Origin of the sequence: Corallococcus macrosporus DSM 14697, from assembly GCF_002305895.1 — a bacterium.
GTDB lineage: Bacteria > Myxococcota > Myxococcia > Myxococcales > Myxococcaceae > Myxococcus > Myxococcus macrosporus.
This window is the reverse complement of record NZ_CP022203.1, coordinates 2,189,719-2,206,003: the sequence shown is the minus strand read 5'-3', so window position 1 is coordinate 2,206,003 and position 16,285 is coordinate 2,189,719. Positions and strand designations below refer to the sequence as shown.

13 protein-coding genes and 2 pseudogenes are annotated in these 16,285 nt (G+C 66.4%); 7 read left to right on the top strand and 8 right to left on the bottom strand.

What is annotated here, in order from left to right; translation table 11 throughout:
- Positions 1–765 precede the first annotated feature (765 nt).
- From MYMAC_RS09290 to MYMAC_RS36745, 4 genes are all read right to left on the bottom strand, one after another.
- Positions 766–1,821, bottom strand: coding sequence for a virulence RhuM family protein (locus MYMAC_RS09290; protein ID WP_095957822.1), 1,056 nt, complete (start codon positions 1,819–1,821; stop codon positions 766–768).
- Positions 1,822–2,110: 289 nt separating this feature from the next.
- Positions 2,111–2,638, bottom strand: coding sequence for an integrase core domain-containing protein (locus MYMAC_RS09285; RefSeq protein WP_095957821.1), 528 nt, complete (start codon positions 2,636–2,638; stop codon positions 2,111–2,113).
- 1,094 nt (positions 2,639–3,732) lie between these two features.
- Complete coding sequence (locus MYMAC_RS36750; RefSeq protein WP_157757479.1) at positions 3,733–4,254, bottom strand: hypothetical protein; 522 nt, start codon at positions 4,252–4,254, stop codon at positions 3,733–3,735.
- Between the two features lie 85 nt (positions 4,255–4,339).
- Positions 4,340–4,723: a hypothetical protein gene (locus tag MYMAC_RS36745; protein ID WP_123784012.1), complete on the bottom strand. Its 384-nt coding sequence runs from the start codon at positions 4,721–4,723 to the stop codon at positions 4,340–4,342.
- Positions 4,724–5,183: 460 nt separating this feature from the next.
- Between MYMAC_RS36745 and MYMAC_RS09280 the strand changes: the two genes are divergently transcribed.
- Positions 5,184–5,480: a hypothetical protein gene (locus MYMAC_RS09280; RefSeq protein ID WP_239989443.1), complete on the top strand. Its 297-nt coding sequence runs from the start codon at positions 5,184–5,186 to the stop codon at positions 5,478–5,480.
- A gap of 113 nt (positions 5,481–5,593) precedes the next feature.
- On the opposite strand, the gene MYMAC_RS09275 is transcribed toward MYMAC_RS09280, so the two are convergent.
- Positions 5,594–6,190: a hypothetical protein gene (locus tag MYMAC_RS09275; protein ID WP_095957820.1), complete on the bottom strand. Its 597-nt coding sequence runs from the start codon at positions 6,188–6,190 to the stop codon at positions 5,594–5,596.
- A gap of 43 nt (positions 6,191–6,233) precedes the next feature.
- A complete protein-coding gene (locus tag MYMAC_RS09270; RefSeq protein WP_095957819.1) occupies positions 6,234–8,072 on the bottom strand; it encodes a GmrSD restriction endonuclease domain-containing protein in 1,839 nt (612 codons plus the stop codon).
- Positions 8,073–9,094: 1,022 nt separating this feature from the next.
- Here MYMAC_RS09270 and MYMAC_RS09260 point away from each other — a divergent pair.
- The 4 genes and pseudogenes from MYMAC_RS09260 (at position 9,095) to MYMAC_RS09250 (ending at position 11,075) form a co-directional block, all read left to right on the top strand.
- Positions 9,095–9,634, top strand: a complete 540-nt coding sequence (locus MYMAC_RS09260; protein ID WP_095957817.1) for a hypothetical protein — start codon at positions 9,095–9,097, stop codon at positions 9,632–9,634.
- 133 nt (positions 9,635–9,767) lie between these two features.
- A pseudogene (locus tag MYMAC_RS38325) lies at positions 9,768–10,482 on the top strand (helix-turn-helix domain-containing protein); the annotation flags it as partial.
- 19 nt (positions 10,483–10,501) lie between these two features.
- Positions 10,502–10,582: pseudogene (locus tag MYMAC_RS38320) on the top strand (AAA family ATPase); the annotation flags it as partial.
- Positions 10,583–10,634: 52 nt separating this feature from the next.
- Positions 10,635–11,075 (top strand): ATP-binding protein, encoded by a 441-nt coding sequence (locus tag MYMAC_RS09250; RefSeq protein WP_275663259.1) that lies wholly within the window; start codon positions 10,635–10,637, stop codon positions 11,073–11,075.
- Positions 11,076–11,440: 365 nt separating this feature from the next.
- Here the strand turns inward: MYMAC_RS09250 and MYMAC_RS09245 are convergent, their stop codons facing one another.
- Positions 11,441–12,532 carry a hypothetical protein gene (locus tag MYMAC_RS09245; RefSeq protein WP_239989441.1) on the bottom strand — a complete coding sequence of 364 codons (1,092 nt, stop codon included), beginning with the start codon at positions 12,530–12,532 and terminating at the stop codon, positions 11,441–11,443.
- A 272-nt stretch (positions 12,533–12,804) separates the two neighbouring features.
- Positions 12,805–13,410: a TetR/AcrR family transcriptional regulator gene (locus MYMAC_RS09240; RefSeq protein WP_239989440.1), complete on the bottom strand. Its 606-nt coding sequence runs from the start codon at positions 13,408–13,410 to the stop codon at positions 12,805–12,807.
- 132 nt (positions 13,411–13,542) lie between these two features.
- Here MYMAC_RS09240 and MYMAC_RS09235 point away from each other — a divergent pair, with 132 nt between their 5' ends.
- The gene (locus MYMAC_RS09235; protein WP_095957815.1) at positions 13,543–14,568 is read left to right on the top strand and encodes a hypothetical protein; all 1,026 of its coding nucleotides are present in this window, start codon (positions 13,543–13,545) and stop codon (positions 14,566–14,568) included.
- 246 nt (positions 14,569–14,814) lie between these two features.
- Positions 14,815–16,185, top strand: a complete 1,371-nt coding sequence (locus MYMAC_RS09230) for a hypothetical protein (RefSeq protein ID WP_095957814.1) — start codon at positions 14,815–14,817, stop codon at positions 16,183–16,185.
- Positions 16,186–16,285: the final 100 nt, after the last annotated feature.

Here is a 16,285-nt window from a genome sequence, read left to right as displayed (position 1 = left end):
AGGCGCGTCAGGCTCGCCCCCGTGGAGGCTGTGGCCGGGATGGGCCACCTGGGCAGGGCTCCGTCCCTAAGCCTGCGCGTACCTCGAAGGCATGCGACTTTCACCCACCTCGTCGAGTCCCCCTCAAGCCCATGCGCACCGCATCGCCACGCACTCGCTGTGAAGCGGGCGCCGGAGGATCTGAACCATGGACGAGAGGCCACCCACAGTGTAGTTTGCGGACATTCAATCGGCCCCCGATTGAAGGGCTCGCCCAGCCCCCTCTTTGAAACCGCTGGATATTACTCGGTTTATGGCCCTCAGAGAGTTTGAGTCCTCTGAGAGAAAAGCCGAGAACGAGTTCGCGCAGGGCTTCGTTCGGGGAGCTGAACGAAGGGCCCTACCAACCGGTAGGGCCCTTTTGTTTTACACGGGCCTCGCGATGAATATCGCGGGGCCTTCGTGCTTAAGCCCCTGAATCACAAGGGATTTGCGCTTGGGAAATCGAGTGGTTGCCGAGGAGCGCTCGGCGCGACTCGCGGGCATCGGGGGCGTGAGTGGGCAGGTGAACGGGGCAAGAGCAGGCAGGGAGCCCTTCAGCCAGAGCCCATGAACCTCCCCGAGTCCCCCTAAGGCGGTCTACCGAGCCCGCCGCCGGCCGCCACCAGTGCGCCCACATTGGCTCGTGGTGCGCCCGAAGCGCGGGCTGGGACGCTTGGCGCGGCCCGCGGACAAAGAGCGCCCGGGCGAACCGTCCGCGAAGCAGGGGCGCGAGGGTGCAGCACATCAATTGCCGCGCCCCTTCTTCCCGCGCGTCTGGGCAGACTTCTTGAGCTGATTCGCTGTCGCCTCGAAGGCGGCGTCGATCATGCGCGGTTTCGCGTCCTGGAGCGCCTGGTAGCGCTCATACTCGCGCTCGGCCTTCGCCTTCGCCACTTCTGCCGAGATTGTCCCCGCGTGATTGAGCAGCTTGCGGCCGGACGCCTTGAGGAACTCGTCGAGCTTTTCGACCCAGTCGCGCATCGTCATCGGCTTCCGCTCGAGCGCCTGCAGCTCAGCGAACTCGATGTAGAGGTTCACGATGCGATGGAGGACCTGCAGCTCGGGCTCGGTCAGGTAGTCCTTCGCGATCGCGGCGTCGGCCTTGCGGACCACGCCTCCCGGCCGCGTCGTTTGCAGCCCCATGAAGGGCTTCTCGCCGTCGGCGCGCTCGTGGACGATCTCGGCGGCCGTGTGCCCGTGCGCGGCCCAGTGCATCTTGTTCTGCACCATCGCAAAGAACTGCTGCGAGAGGTCGATGTCGGGCTGGTAGTCGACGCTCGTCGCGTAGATGTCGAGGACCTTCTGGTAGAAGCGCCGCTCGGACGCGCGGATGTCGCGAATCCGCTCAAGCAGCTCGTCGAAGTAGTCCGTGTGGCCTGGACCGGGCGGGTTCTTCAGTCGCTCGTCGTCCATCGTGAAGCCCTTGACCAGGTACTCCGACAGACGAGCGTTCGCCCACTTGCGGAACTGAGTGCCGCGATGACTGCGGACGCGGAAGCCGACGGCGAGGATCGCCTCGAGGTTGTAGTGCTCGAGTTCGCGCGCGACGGTGCGCTGCCCCTCGGTTCGAACTATTCGATGGCGTCGAATAGTTGCCTCCGGCGCCAGTTCCCCCTCGGCGAAAATCCCCTTCAGGTGGTGGTTCACCGTCCCGACGCCGATGTCGAAGAGCTGAGCCATGAGCGCCTGCGTGAGCCAGACCGACTCGTCTTCGAAGCGGCACTCGATGCGCGCGCGCCCGTCCTCAGTTTGGTAGAGGATCAGCTCGCCCTTCGGCGTGCCCTCGGTCGACTTCGTCACTGTCGGCTCCTAGCGTCGTGCTGCGTCCCTAAGTAGGTCGCCAGAAGTTCTCTAACAAATCGCGCAGCCAGAAGCCCTGTGCCTACCCAATATTCGGTTGCTGCGTCATGCGTGCGTCAAGGCTGCGTCAAAACGCGCGTCATGATGTGGGCGATGCGCATGACGGGCCGCTGGGCCTTCTCTTCCATTTGATAGAAGTATGTGGACACTCCCCTCCCGTCCTGCGAACGCAGGTAGGCTGATGCACCACGAGCGGATCTTCGAGGGTGTTGTTGGAAGGACCGAGACGCTATGCAGTGCGGCGCTCGTACCGGTGGTGGAGCCCGAAGACTTCCCGTAGCTCTATCACCTTGGCTCCGTGCTCCGGCCCCTGCACCGCACGCGTCTCGGGCGCATCTTTCCCGAGCGCCAGGTGCGTCCGGCTCGCGTTGTAGTAGCGCTGGTATTCGCGCAGCAGGCGCCGAGCGTGAGTTTCGTTCAGGACGACGACATGGTCCAGCAGCTCCCTACGTATCGAGCCGATGACTCTCTCCGCATAGGGATTCTGCCACGGACACCGTGCTGCACTCGGCACCTCGCGAATCCCCAAATGGGTAAGCGTGGCGCGAACGCCCTCGGAGTAGAGCTTGTCCCTATCTCGGTGCAAGTACCTCGGAGCACTGGCCCAGGGAAAGGCCTCTCGCAACTGCTGCTTCGTCCATTCTTCCGTCGGGTGCGCTGTCACATTGAGGTGGAGGATTCGCCTGTCTCGGTGACTCACAACCACAAATCCCAACAGCACTCCAAACGTCGCAGTCGGAATGACAAAGAAGTCCATCCCTGCGGACTCCGCCAGATGCAAGCGCAAGAAGTTCCGCCATGTTGGTGATGGTTTCGGCGCTCCCCTTCTCGGTCTGGGTATGTAACGAGCGACCGTTGTCTGGCCTACCTCCATCCCCAATTCCAGCAACTCCCCGTGAATGCGCGGAGCCCCCCATGTCGGGTTGGCTTCGGCCATTCGCCGAATCAACGCGCGCAGTTCCGGAGTTGCCCGAGGCCGCCCCAGCCGACTCCGGGACTTCCAGCGCCAGAAGAGCCGAAAGCCCATCCGATGCCACTTCACCACTGTCGCCGGCTGCACAAAGCACAGTGGTCTTCGCCACCCCTGCTAGAGGCGTTGGAGAACGACCCAGAAGACGCGGTCGCCCCGAGCAAGCCTTGGGGATGGGAGCATCTCACGGAAGACTGCAAGTTGCTGGCGAAGAGCCAGGTTCTCCAGCGCCAGCTCCGAGCGGCTCCGCAAGGCCGAGCGCAACGTTTGAGCAAGCGCCTTTACGACGGCCCGCATCTTGCCATTCTTGTCGGCCGTAGCCAACACGCCAGAATTCTGCCGCGCCCCGTGACGGACCGCGTGGCCTCACAGAGACACCTGCGCACATCAACCCGCCTTCACCGCATCATGCCCGTGCATTCTTCGGGCTCCATCCTCAGGACTGCGCACGCAATGACGCGTTCGCTGAGGCGCACTTCTCGCCGGACCCGAATAATCGGTAGCCACAGGTGTGCTCCGGAGACACACGGGGCGTTGCACACACCCTCGGGGCAGCGCGCATTTTCATCTACTTGAGCCAGTGGTTCATCCGGCGCGCCAGTCGTGCCGCGCTAACGACTACGCCGCAGCCCAGAGGAATGGTAATGGTTCTCGTGCGTTGCCGTGCATCTTCGCCCCAGTGACGCCACCGACACATCCATGGCTCCGTACTTCACATATGCAGGAATCCGCCCATCGTCGCGGATGCGCTTCCGCTACGAATGAACTGTTGCACCTCCGGGCAGAGACTCCTCCTGCTTCATGCCGCGAGAACGCTTTCTCTCTTTGGTTCGTGGTGGTTCGTAGGCCGCGCCGACTAACGCGAGGCGGCGCCCCTCCGTTCAGAATGGAGCCGCCCCAGTCTGCACTTCGAGTTCTTGACTGTTGATCGTCGTGATGAGCCGACGGATAGCTTCGTTACGCTGATCCGGTGGCATGATGCCGAGTGATTCACGGAACGCTTGCGCATCCCCTACGGTCCATCGGCGAGCGCGAAGCGCGGCGTCGAGCAGACGGTGTGTTTCCTCGACGGCAGAGAGGCTCTGGAGTGGTGCTTCTTCAGAAGCTTCAGCAGAATCGGTACGGGCTGAGGTATGACTCAGGGACAGAGCCTCGCGGAGCGCCAGGGCGAGTTCGGCTCGAAGCAGTGCAACATCCACACTTGCGGGGGGCGGAGGGGGGCCGCAGGGCGCGTTGGAGGGTAACGCCGTTTGCTTCACAAGGGTTTCGAGCATCCCACGCTGATGTTCGAGTTCTTCGAGAACATGGGCGTTCGCGTCGGGCGCCGCGTGCCGGCCCGCGAGAAACGCAGAAAGGGGCACAATGACGAGGAAGATGAGCCACGACTTGAAGGAGATGGACATGTCTGGGCGCACTCGCATGCGGGTGACGAACTGCGGCGGCCCCCCAGAGGCACGTGACCGCGACGTGCCTCCGGGGATGCGCCACTCACAGTTGCTTGGGTTCGTAATTCGAAGCGGTGCTCACATGGAGATTCGTACACCGGCCAGAGGCGTTCCAGTTGAAGGAGATATAGGAGTCGCCATTGATGGCGCGTGCCGTGGCCACGAGGTTCGGGTCATCCGATGAGCAGGAGCCATATGTGGTGAGGCTACGCGCGAAACAGACGAGCACCGGTGCGCTGCCTTCATAGGTGGTGATGGTGCAGCCAATCTGTTGCACTGAGTCCGGGCTGTTTCGAGCACTGCCAATGGGCCCCGCAGCGTATCCATTCGCCACTTGGACGGGCTTGCGAACCCTCTCGCCCGCTCCTGCCACGGACCCAAGCAGCGACGTCAGGGCCACAAAAATCCACTTCGCACTGTGCTTCATCAAGGTGTTCCTCCTGGCGTTACGGGATGTCACGCCACTGGCAGGATGGCCTTTACAAAGCGTGAAAGGCAACCCCTAGGGATGCGACGCCCGCGTACCCCTGCTGCCGATGTCAATACTTCTCCGGCCTTGGGGCCATAAGTGTTGGAAGCCCTTTGCAATACCTGAAGCTTGGGTTGCCACCTCCGTGGCTGCGTGTTCCGGGGCAAGCCGAGCACCGATTCCAGGCCAAGCTGAGCAGGGATTCCGGAGCAAGGTGAGCAGCCGTTCCGGGGATGCCGAGCAGGCATTCCGGGCATGTCGAGCACCGATTCCGGGGATGCCGAGCAGGCATTCCGGTGAAGCCGAGCACCACTCGTAGTGAGGAGTGGGCGGTCGACAGAAGCGTTGACGGCGCTGGGCAGCAGCAGGCCACTGCGCCTCCGATTCGGAGGTGGAGATGGCGGCACAGAGGCTGTCCATGAGGAAGTTGAGAGTGCTGTTCCGGTTGCGGTTCGAGGCGAAGCTGACGACGCGGGCGATTGCGGCGAGCCTGGGCATCGGCAATGGCACGGTGTGCGACTACCTGGGGCGCGCCCGGGTGGCGAAGCTGACGTGGCCGCTGCCGCCGGAGTTGGATGATGACGCGGCGTTGACGGCGCTGCTGTTTCCCGAGGATGCGAAGGCCCTGACGGAGCGTCCCGAGCCGGACTGGGCGCACGTGTACGCGGAGCTGAAGAAGAAGGGCGTCACCAAGCTGCTGCTATGGCAGGAGTAACTGGAGGCGGTGCCGGGCGGCTACCAGTACAGCCGCTTCTGCGAGAGGTACGGGCGGTGGTTGGCCACCTCCAGCGTTACCCTGCGCCAGGAGCACCGTGCCGGAGAGAAGGGTCAAGTCCCAGATCGTGTGTAGTTGGTCAGCAAGATCTCCGGCAGCGAGCATCTCGCGCGCGAACTGAAGCGCCGAGCGCGACTTGGTCCTCGGCGCGCACCGCGCGAGGAGCACCTTCCACCCGCTCCGCGCGGCGGCCTCCTCCGTGACGATGGTCGCGACCTCGGCCGGGTCGACGCGCTCTTCCGAGATGCGCGGCGATGCTGTGTATCGGCGGCCAGAGCGCGTCGCTCGCCGGTGCCCCTCCCACAGGCCAACACGCGGGCGTAAGCCTCGCACGAGTAGGCGAACGTCTCGCGCTGCCGGTACTCAATGTCGAGCAGCCACTCCTTCGTGCGCGTCTCGCACAGGCCGATCGTCCTTTTCTTGCAATTGTGGAAGAAGTGCGCGGCCTCGTGGACGATGAAGCCGGCGAACGGGTCGCCCTCGGCGAAGTAGCCGGGGGAGACGTAGCTGGTCGTCTCCTCGCTGATGCCGACCACGCGCGGCACGTCAGGGCCCAGAAGCTCCGCGCCGACGCTCAGCAGGAAGAGGCTCGCGAGGTCCCACGCCGATCGATCCCACCCGTGGTTCAGGATGATCGACTCGAACGTCACGCTCTCTTGTAGGCGATGACCGAAGACGACGACGCCCGCATGGTCACGTGGCCTCGCCCTCGTCCTCGTCGCCGTCCTCGTCGTCAGCGCCGATGGCGGTGGCCTCGGCCGACGCCTTGCCCATCGCACGCTCGACGAGGGCCAACAGTGCCGCTTTGCGCGCCGCGTAGAACGCCTGGAACGAGTCGGCTCGCAGCAGCGCCGGGTTGATGACGTGACTCTTCACGATGGTGTCCATCGCGGCGTCGTCGAGCTTCACCTGGACGTGCCCCTGAAGCTGCGCGAGGTACTTCGAGGGGGCGCTGCCGCCGATCATCCGGTTCGCCTTGTAGGAGATGGCCGTCTTGTTGACGATCGCGTTGAAGACGCGCGGGGGGATGTCGTGGTCCTCGCACCACTTCTTCGGGAAGATGTGGTGAATGTCGAGCTTCGCATCGTCGCGGTCGAGGTCGACCATGCGCGCCTTCCAGAAGAAGTCGCACGCGCCCTCTCGCTGCAAGAGCACGTAGAGCCCACGGTACGCGGCGCTGGTGCGCGAACGGAGCGTGTCGAGGCGATTCGGATTGAAGCCCGCGGATTGAACGGTGGCGGGCTCCGGCGCCGAGGGTTCGTTGACCCAAGCGAGGAGTTGCTGAACGTCGAGCGCGATCCGCGTCTCGACGGCGCCGCCGTAGAGCTCGCCCAGGACTCCGCACCAGAACCAGCGCGCGAGCTTCGTCTTGATCTGCGGCTCGAGCCAGCGCTCACCGAGATTCGCGAGCACGGCGCCCAGCGGAGTGAGCTGCGTCCGATATGGGAGGAACTTCGGGTGGTGGAACCCCTCGCTGCGCAGGAAGCGCTCGGCCTCCTCGAATCCCTGGGTCAGCGACTCGGCCCACTTCTCGAAGGCCCCGAGCGGCATCTCGAGGATGTGCTCGCGCTTGGCGGTGACCCCCGTGGCCTCCTTGCCGGAGCGCCCGGCGGCGAGGTCCTGCGTGCGCCTGTCGAAGGAGTGCAGCAGCGAGACGCCCTGGAGGAAGTCCGTCGGCTGGAGATCACGGAGCAGCGGCCTCTTGCCGAGGCGAGCGTGGCGCCCGCTCTTGCCCCTCCCGCCGAACCAATCGTCGCGCAAGTTGAAGCCGTCCACCGCCCACGTGGCCGTGATGAGCTCGAAGACAGACAGCGGAACGCCGCCCGTGTTCACCTTCTCGAACACGAGGCAGACGGCCTCCTTCGAGGTCTCCTTCCTCAGGCTGATGACCGGCAGCGCGTAGTTGCGGAACGGCTCCACAACCTGCCGTCGGAACTTCATGAACCGCGCGAGCTTCTCGGGCGCATGCTCGGAGAGGGCCTGCTCCCAGTCGTCCGAGTTCAGGATCTGGCTGCACGGGAAATGGAAGGCATTGATCTCCTTCTCGCGCGTGCTGAGGTCGAGCACCACCTTGCGGCCGAAGTCCTCTCGCTGGGTACGCTGCTCGTCGACGGTGACGATCGCGTCCTCCAGCGCCTGGGGGCCCAACAGCGCCTTCTCGATGTCGAAGTAGTAATGGAGCTTGAGCTCCCGCTTCTTCGCGTCACGCGTCGCGACAGGCTTGTCGAGCTTCAGTACCTGCGTGAGGGACGTGAGACGCTGCTGGCCGTCGAGGATCAGCTCCTCGGGGTTCGAGTTGGGCGGCAGGTCGACGCCCTCCACGGCGCGCACCTGGAAACGCGCCTCGCCGCCCGTCTCGAGGAGCATCACGGCGCCAATGGGGAACGACCGCGCGATGCTCACGAGCAACGACTGGATGTGTTCGTCGTCCCAGACCCACCCACGTTGGAAGTCAGGCAGTTGGAGCTTGCCCTTCACGACCTTCGTGAGGAGGTCGCTGAGCAGGGTCTTGGTCGAGTCAAAAGTAGACATGGGCACCCATCACTGACGATTCCGCCGCGAGCGTCCGAGGATATCCCACGGGGACGACTACCAACACCAGGAATGCGAGCGGCCACGCTGCCGGCGTCGCGAGCGTGGTCGGGCCTCCCACGCACCGCTTCGGAAGTGCGGGTTGTGGCTCGCACGCTCACGAGCGTGAAGCGACGGCTCCGCAAGAAGAAGCGCATCGGCGAGTTCCAAGAGCTCGGATTCGAGGGCATCGCTGACCTGCGCGCGACGGCAGCACCGCGGTGTCCGGCTGGACGTCCGCGGGCACGCACCTGTGGAAGGCGTCCGTGTCCTCCACGCACGTCCCCGTGCTGGCCCTCTTCGACGGCACCCAGCTCCTGGACGTGGGCCGCGAGTTCGACGCCAACGAGAACGGTGGCTGGCGGTTCGAGGACGGTAGCGCCGCTCCGTCCACCCTCACCCTGGCCCCCTTTCAAGCCGTAGCGGCCGGGGCCCGCGGCGCTCGCCGCCGCGGGCCTTGTGCAGCAGGCCCTCGTTCCGCTCCACCTCCGCGGTGTGCGCCTCACGGAAGGCTTCGCCAGACACACCGATGCCCGAGGCCGCGCGTGCGCCCCGGGCGGAGGTGACGCCGAATCGCTCCTCCAGGCACTGAAGCGCGGGCCCCGCCGTGCGTGGCACCTCGTTGGCCACCCCCAAGGACGGTGGAGCACGGGCGCTCCTGGCTGAATCGCTTCCGGCGACTGCCGGTGCGAAGGGAGAAGCGCGAAGACACCTATTGGGGTGTTGACGAGCCCTCTGGATGAGAGCTCGAGGCCCGAGTTCGAGCCGGCTGCGTGATGGATTCGCGCCGCGCGCCCATGGTCAGCGAGAAACTGGAGCGCCAGGCCCGATGATGTAGCAGGCGGTCAGGAGGACGGGGAGAAAGGTGCGCAGAGGGTGCGGGAACACCCTCCACGCGGGCCCCGGGAACCCTGCGGAAAGAGAACCGGGACACCCGAGGAGTCGTCCGTTTCGAGGGCGACGCCAAGAACTGGCCGCCCTCGGTGGACGAGGGCCGGCCGAAGCGCTGCGTGGCGTGTGGGCGCGGGGCCTACGAAGGCGGTGGGCCAGGCATCCACGGGCATGGGCTCGTCGAGCGCCAGCAGCGCGGCCCGCCGACTCCGGGCGCAGCGCCCACCTGTGCAGTGGTGCTCTGTCGCCGCTACCGCTGCCAGCCCTGTGGCGCGGTGATGCGCGTGGTGCCGCCGTCCGTCCGCCCACGCAAGCACTTCAGCGGGGAGGCGATTGGCTTCGCGCTGGCGCTGTGGACCTTGTGCGGCCTGAGGGCGGACGAGATGCGACGGCGGACGAGCGACTGGACGCGTCTGGGGGACGCCGCCCGCGGCTGGCGCTCGCTGGCCAGGTGGGCGCGGCAGCTTGGGGCGCGGCAGCTGTTCGGCGCACTCCCACTCGGCGCGGTGGCGCAGGGGCTCCGGGCGCTCGCGGCCCGCGCGGCGCAGGCACTGTGCGCTCACGCGCCGCTCGCATGGCGGGGGGCGCCGCTCGAGCATCAAGCCTTCGCCGGAGCCCGCCATGTGAGCTGATGACCATCACCGCGAAGTTGCTAGGGAATCCGCGCCCACCGCGTTGGGCACGCTCCCAGCAGCCCAGGCGGATGCGAGGGGAGAGCTTCCCGCCAGGCCCGCGATGGACGCGGGCAGCGGGAAGGAGACCTCCATGGACGAGCTCGTCCCGAAGGACCACGGTGAAGAGATTGCAGTCTTCCGCAGCCAGGTTATTGGCCCGGTGGTGCACCGCCAGCTGACGCGCGGAGAGCTGCGCGGCGCACTGAGGGAGCTGACGCGGCAGAAGTTCCGTCCGCCCGGCGCCGAGCGCACGTGGCACTTCAGCATGCCGACGCTGGAGCGCTGGTACTACCGCTTCCGCAGGCACGGCCTCGCCGCCCTGCGGCCCCAGCCGCGCAAGGACGCGGGCCGCGCCAAGGCGCTCGACGAGCGGCAGAAGCAACTGGTCTGCGACGTGCGGCGCGAGCACCTGAGCGCGTCCGCGGAGCTGATTCTCACGACGCTGGTGCGCCAGGGCCGCGTGCGCGAGGGCGCGGTGAGCGCCGCCACCGTGCGGCGGCTACTCGCCGAGCGTGGGCTGGACCGCGTCTCGCTACGCGGGACGGGGGAGGGGGTTGAGCGCCGGCGCTGGGAGGCCGCGTACCCCGGCGCGTTGTGGCATGGCGATGTCTGCCATGGCCCGGTGCTCACCGGCGGCACGAAGTGGGAGCCGCTGCGCATCCACGCACTGCTCGACGACAGGAGCCACTACGTCGTCGCCCTCGAGGCGCGCTCCACCGAGCGCGAGGACGACATGCTCGGCCTGCTGGTGCGGGCCGCGCGCCAGCACGGCGTGCCCGAGACGCTCTACCTCGACAACCGCTCCAGCTGGGCACCCTCAGGACGATGGCCGACTTCGATTGGGGCTGGCCCAAGCACATTGACAGGACGGCCGTCGAGAGCGCCCTCGCGCTGGACTTCATGGCCCGCCCCGCCAACGTCGTCCTCGTCGCGCCCCAGGGCCTGGGCAAGACGATGATTGCTTCAGAATATCGCCTACAACGCCGTGCAGGCCGGCCACTCCGTCCTCTTCACCACCGCCTCCCAACTGCTGCTCGACCTCGGGAGCCACGACTCCGCCCGGGCGCTCGACAGACGCCTGAAGCACTACTGCACCCAGGCGGGGCTGCTCGTCATCGACGAGATTGGCTACCTCTCCTACGACGCCAGGAACGCCGACCTCCTCTTCCTGGTGGCGTCGCGCAGGTATGAGAAGAAGCCGATTGTCCTGACGACCAACCTCCCGTTTTCGGAGTGGACCACCATCTTCCCCAACGCCGCGTGCGCCATCGCCCTCATTGACCGCGTCATCCACCACGCGAGCATCATCAGCATCAAGGGTGACAGCTACCGCAACCCACCGCTCGCCAAGCGCACCCGAGCACCGCGCGCGGCCCACGCTGACACCGCCGCACGCTGACACCTGGCGGAGCCCCTGCCGGACCGGTTTGGCCGAACCCGCGCGGCCCACTCCGTCGCGATTCCTGGGCGCTTCACGTCCGGACCTGATTGGCCGAACCGAACAGCGACCTGATTGGCCGAGCCTTGACATGGTGAAGGCCCGTGGCTACCCGGGCGGCTACGAGCAGGTGAAGCGCTACGCCCCCCGCGATGAAGCGAGGGCCGCATGAACCACGGCCCTCCTCTCAAAATGGCGAAAGTCGAGTCTGAACCGCCACAACTTCCTCTCGCCGAGTCAGGCCCGGCGGGAGCTGATGCTGAAGCCAGCAGTCTGACTACGACCAACCCGATGTCTCAACAATCCAGCGCAGCATACCATGTCACTCAGTTGGGACAGCCGTTTGGCCCGTAGCAATGGAAGCAGGCGTTGTTGCAATTTGTTCCATTGCAGAGCGCGACATAGGCATTGCCATGGCAGGAGGGAACGGTGAGGTCCGTCATGCGGTACTTGGTGATGATGTCCCCACACGCGGTGATGGCATCCGTCGCGCCCGAATTGGCATCCACCGACATGGCGTTGAAGACATAGGTGGGGCCGCTTTCGGGCCGCCCTATGGCCCACTGGCCCATGGTCACCTTCTTCGCTGCGTTGGCGGCAGAGAAATCTCCTACCTTGATGTTCCACATCTCCTGGGGGTCGAGCTGGACGCTGCCGCTGCCCGACCAGCCGGTGCGGCTGAAGTTGAAAGTCACAGGTCCGTTTCCAGTACAGTTATGCACCGCGAAGTGCGCGGAGTGCCCCGAATGCTGGAACGTCACCGGGCCATTCCAACTGGTGGTGCGCAGACGGACGCTTGTTGACTCGCGGCGGACCCTGTCGCAAGGGAGAAGGTCCGGCGTGCATGCGTTGGGCTCCTCGCTACCGAGCGGGTTCTCGCAGCCCTCGCAGTAGTAGTCGCTCACGGTGGCGGTGAAGATGGGATTGCCTGCCGGAGGCTGTCCGCACGTGGGGTCACCATAGACGGATGCAGCCCAGGTTCTTTGCTGCGCCGTGCAGCTTCCCGCCAGGGAGGAGGATTGCTCGGCGACGAATTCGGGCATCGTGGCGAGCTCGGCCGCGTTGTCCCGCCGGAGCTGCTCTCTCTGCGAGGCGCTCCGCGTGAGGCTCTCGCGGCTCCTCAGGGCCTCCGGCAGGGGCTGGGAGTCGGGCGCCACGGCCAGGAACACCTCCTCCGCCGAGTGCTTCAGGAAGAAGCGGGGCGCCACGAGCGGGCGATGCGGGTACTTCGCGACGACGGCCATGTCGACCTCACCATTCTGACCCGCCAGCCAGATGACAGCGCTGTCCGCGTCTCCGACGCGGGCCAGCTCGCCACGGAGGGGAGTCCGGGGCAGTTCGGCATGCGCGGGAGTCACGCCCAAGAGGCCGACGGCGCTGGCGAGCGCCAGCGCGAGAAAGGGCACGGATGATTTCAAGGTGGAGGCTCCAGTAGGCGACAGCGTCCATTCGCCGTCACTCCCTGGAACGGGAAATCCCCCGGATTCCCCTCACCCGGGCCTGTGCCTACCCAAAATCCGGTCACTGCGTCACTCGTGCGCCAAGTCCAGTTCGGCAGCGCGTCAAGGCGCGTGAGCGAGGTGCGCGCGAGGCCATAGAAACCCTGTGTCGGCGAAGCGAGGCGAAATCGCAGAGGCATCAGCTACGCCGTCCCGCGCACGCAAGTGGCCGTGCGCTGCGACTCGGACGGTCAGCGAGGGGGCGGTCCGCGTTTCCGGACAAGAGGCAGGTACACCTCATCGATGATCTCGACGAGGACGTCATCAGGGATGGTGGGGACTCCCCGCATGACGAATTCATTGCGCAACAGGACGATGGCCACGGTGGAGACCCTTGGATGGAGTGCCTCGGGAGACGCTTCACCGCGCTTCACCGCGCGCCCCAGGAGGGTCAGCCAGAGGGCCGCCGCGGCATCGTTGGACTGTTCGGGCAGTTGAGTGAGAAACTCCGAGGCCCCACCGGCTGCCGACAGCAGCTCGCGCAATATCGCGCCGAGGGGGGAACTCCAATGGCGGTTCGCCCGACGAAGCAGCTCGAGGGCATCGCCGCGCAGGGTGCCGGTATCGGGAGGGAGGACCGTCTTCGCGAGTTGCCGGTAGGCGGCGATTCCGAGCGCAAGGCGATGGGGCCAGCGGCGGTAGAGGGTGTTCTTGTTGGTACCGGCACGGGCGGCGACCTTGTCCATGGTCAGCCCGGCGTAGCCGGACTCGGTGAGTTCGTCGGCCGCAGCGCGCAGGATGGCCTCCTCCAGTGCGGCTCCGCGTCTGCGTCTCTGCCCAGCGACTGACTGACTCACCGGCTCCTCCACCCTGGCTTCTTTCCAGAAGAAGTCTCCACTGTACCTTGACGCGATGGGCATGACACCCGGGCAGCCAGAGTCTAGGGTACATCAAGCACCTTAACTGACTCAATGGAAGGGACACGGCACATGCGCGCCAAGGGCATCAGCTACGACACCGGGTTTCTCTTCAAAGGGGCCTTCTCCCGCGAGGTCTTCGACTTGGAGGTCGTCAAGCACGAGCTGCGCATCATTCGAGACGACCTTCACTGCAATGCGGTCCGCGTCATTGGTGGAGATCCGGACCGACTGGAACTGGCCGCCACCTACGCCGCGGACCTTGGCCTGGAGGTCTGGTTCTCGCCCTACCCTCTGGGGTTGTCGATAGAGGAGATGTTGTCGCTGTTCACCGACTGCGCCGAGCGCGCCGAGCGGCTCCGGAAGCGGGGCGCCGAGGTCGTGTTCGTGACGGGGGCTGAGCTGAGCCTGATGAACGACGGGTTCCTCCCCGGCGACAGTCTCGAGGAGCGGGTCGCACTGTTGAGCCAGCCGGACCGTTTGCGCGAGCAGGTCATCGCTGTCACCGCACGCGTCAACGACTTCCTCCGCAAGGCCACGTCACGCGTCCGCGCGCGCTTCGGCGGCAAGGTCACCTACGCGGCGATACCACTTGAGCGCGTCGACTGGACGCCCTTTGACATCATCTCCTTGGACCTCTACCGGTCGGCCGAGACTGCCGACCGATTCAGGGATGGCTTCCGTGCCCTGGTCGCACAGGGAAAACCTGTCGCCATCACCGAGTTCGGCGCGGCCAGCTACCGAGGCGCGGGCGACAGGGGCGCCCGCGGCCTGGAGATCGTCGAATACAGCAAAGCCACTCGCCGGCCGCTGAGACTGACGGGGGAGTACGTCCGCGACGAGGCCGGGCAGGCCGCCTATCTGTGCGAACTCCTGGAGATCTTCGACGCCGAGGGCGTGGACAGCAGCTTTGTATTCATCTTCGCGCTCAACGATCACACGCACCGCCCCGATGGTGCCCCCCAAGACGACCTGGACCTGGCCAGCTACGGCATTGTCAAAGTCTTCGAGAACCGAAACGGAGACACCTACCCCGACTTGCCTTGGGAGCCCAAGGTCGCGTTCTCGGCGCTCGCCGAGTTCTACCGCGCGCGCTGACAGCGGGGACCGACCCGTGGAGCAGCTCCTTCAAAACTCGGAATGCCGCACCTCGCGCTGGGCAGCATCATCTGGTTCCACGCGCTCCTACCGGAATAAGCTCCGAGATCTTGGCCCCTCAATTGCCTTAGGCTGAGGCAGCCCCCGTCTCGTCACTGGAAGCCGAGCACCCATGCGTTCCCGCCCCTTCGTCCCTGTCCTCCCAGCCGCTTCCACCTCGTCTATCCGCTCCACGGAGGTGGCCCAGTGAGCCGCGTCGCGGGATGGGTGGTGCTGGTGCTGGCGCTGGTTGTGTCGCACCGCCCGGCCGAGGCCGCGCAGGCGAAGAAGACTCAGGCGCAGACCACCAAGGTGGCCGTGCTGCGCCCGGAGGGCCGCCAGGCGGCTGCGCTGCGCAGGGTGCTGACGCAAGAGCTGGGCAAGAAGGGACGTGGGCGACAGGTGCTGCCCGCGAAGAAGGTGGATGCCCAGGTGAGGCGCATCCGCGGCGGCCCGAAGACGGATGCGCAGCGACAGGCGCTGGCGAAGAAGCTCGGCGCGGACGTGCTGGTCCTCGCCTCGGTGAAGGGAACGAAGCGCTGGGCCGTGGAGGTCCGCGCCTACTCCGGCAAGGACGGCACCCTCCTCGCGGAGGAGCGCTGGGACGTCCGCGCCAACCGCGCCTTCCCCGACGTGCGGCGCGAGCTCGAGCCCAAGCTGGGCGCGGCCCTGAAGGCGGGCCTGGAGCGGCGCCTCCCGCCTGCCGCCGTCACGCCTCCGACGCCGCTCTCCGAGCCGGAGGTCGCGCCCCCGGCCCCCATCGCGGAGGCACCGCGCCCGGCGGGGGTGAAGCCTCCTCCGCCCACCGTGAAGAGGGAGGAGCCGCCGGTGGAGTCCGAGCCGACGGCAGCCGGCCTTCGCGACCTGGACGGCCCCATCCTGGAGGCGCTGCTGTCCGGACAGGGGCTGTTCCGCCGCTTCAACTTCTCGGGCAACAACGCCAACGCGCTGCCCGACTACAGCCTCAACAGCGCCGCGGCGGCGAGCCTCGCGGTGAGCTACTTCCCGCTCTCCCACTTCACGGATGGGGTGGTGCACAACCTGGGTATCGTGGCGCGGGGCTCGCGCGCCCTCGGGCTGTCCTCGCGGCTCCCGGATGGCTCCGAGTACGGCACCACCGCGCAGCTCCTGGAGGGAGGCCTGCGCTTCCGCCTGCCGCTGCGGTGGCTGGAGGTCTCGGTGAGCGCGCTGTACGGCATCCACACCTTCGCGGTGGACCTCCCGCCGGAGAGCACCTTCGCCCTGCCCGACGTGGACTACCGCTTCGCGCACGTGGAGCTGGGCCTGCGCAAGGCGCTCACCGAGCGATGGGCCATCGCCGCGCGCGTGGGCTACCAGCACGTGCTCAGCGGCGGCGAGCTGTCCTCGGACGACTACTTCCCAGAGCTGAGCGGCTCCGGACTCGATGGCGAGCTCGCCGTGGAGTTCGCCCTGACGCGCACGCTGGGGCTGCGGCTGGGCGGAGAGCTGCGGAGCTACTCCTTCACCGCCGGCGCCGCGGACGGAGCCCCCGTCATCGCCGGCGGCGCCAAGGACCTGTACTTCAGCGGTCAGCTCGGCGTGTACCTGAGGCTGTAGCACCGGCGCATCGAGGGGGGCTGTCCCCCACGCCTGTGGCGCCTCCTCCACACTTTTGCGCGAGGCCCGCACGAAAAGTCGGGCCTGATGAAACACGTAT